The following is a 1,053-nucleotide window of genomic DNA, read 5'->3' as shown; positions in this document are numbered from 1 at the left end:
GCGCAGAAGATGGACGCGCTGTCGTCCATGGCCAACATCGCGGGCTACCGCGCGGTGGTGGAGGCTGCGAACAATTTCGGGCGGTTCTTCACCGGCCAGGTGACGGCGGCGGGCAAGGTGCCGCCGGCGAAGGTGCTGGTGGTCGGCGCGGGCGTCGCGGGGCTTGCCGCGATCGGCACCTCCACGAGCCTGGGCGCGATCACCTATGCCTTCGACGTGCGCCCCGAGGTGGCCGAGCAGATCGAGAGCATGGGGGCGGAGTTCGTCTATCTCGACTTCGAGGAGGCGCAGGCCGATGGCGCCGCGACGGGGGGCTATGCCGCGCCGTCCTCGCCGGAGTTCCGCGAGAAGCAGCTGGAGAAGTTCCGCGCGCTGGCGCCCGAGATGGACGTGGTGATCACCACGGCGCTGATCCCGGGCCGCCCCGCGCCGAAGCTCTGGCTGAAGGACATGGTCGAGGCGATGAAGCCCGGCTCTGTCGTGGTCGATCTCGCGGCCGAGCGGGGCGGGAACTGCGACCTGACCGTGCCGGACGAGAAGGTGGTGAGCGAGAACGGCGTGACGATCGTCGGCTACACCGACTTTCCCAGCCGGATGGCGACGCAATCCTCCACGCTTTACGCCAACAACATCCGCCACATGATCGCCGATCTGACGCCGGGCAAGGACGGGGTGATCGACCACGACATGGAAGACGACGTGATCCGCGGCGCGACGGTGGCGCATGCGGGCGCGGTGACCTTCCCGCCACCGCCGCCGAAGGTGCAGGCGATCGCGGCGCAAAAGCCCAAGGCCAAGGAGAAGGCGCCGACGCCGGAGGAGCGCCGCGCGACCGAGGCCGCGGCGTTCCGCGCCCAGACCCGGCGCCAGGTCACGCTGATCGGCATCGGCGCGGTGGTGCTTCTGCTGGTGGGGCTGGTGGCTCCGGCCAGCTTCATGCAGCATTTCATCGTCTTCGTGCTGTCGTGCTTCATCGGCTTCCAGGTGATCTGGAACGTGGCGCACAGCCTGCACACGCCGCTGATGGCGGTGACGAACGCGATCTCGTCGATC

1 protein-coding gene is annotated in these 1,053 nt (G+C 68.9%); it reads left to right on the top strand.

All coding sequences use genetic code 11. The annotated features are described in order from the left end of the window. Nucleotides 1-1,053 (top strand): Re/Si-specific NAD(P)(+) transhydrogenase subunit alpha (locus CVV76_RS24380; protein ID WP_102227277.1); only part of this gene is annotated, 1,053 nt, incomplete at both ends.

The organism is Acidimangrovimonas sediminis (assembly GCF_002871005.1).
Lineage (GTDB): Bacteria > Pseudomonadota > Alphaproteobacteria > Rhodobacterales > Rhodobacteraceae > Acidimangrovimonas > Acidimangrovimonas sediminis.
This window is presented reverse-complemented; position numbering and strand designations above follow the sequence as displayed.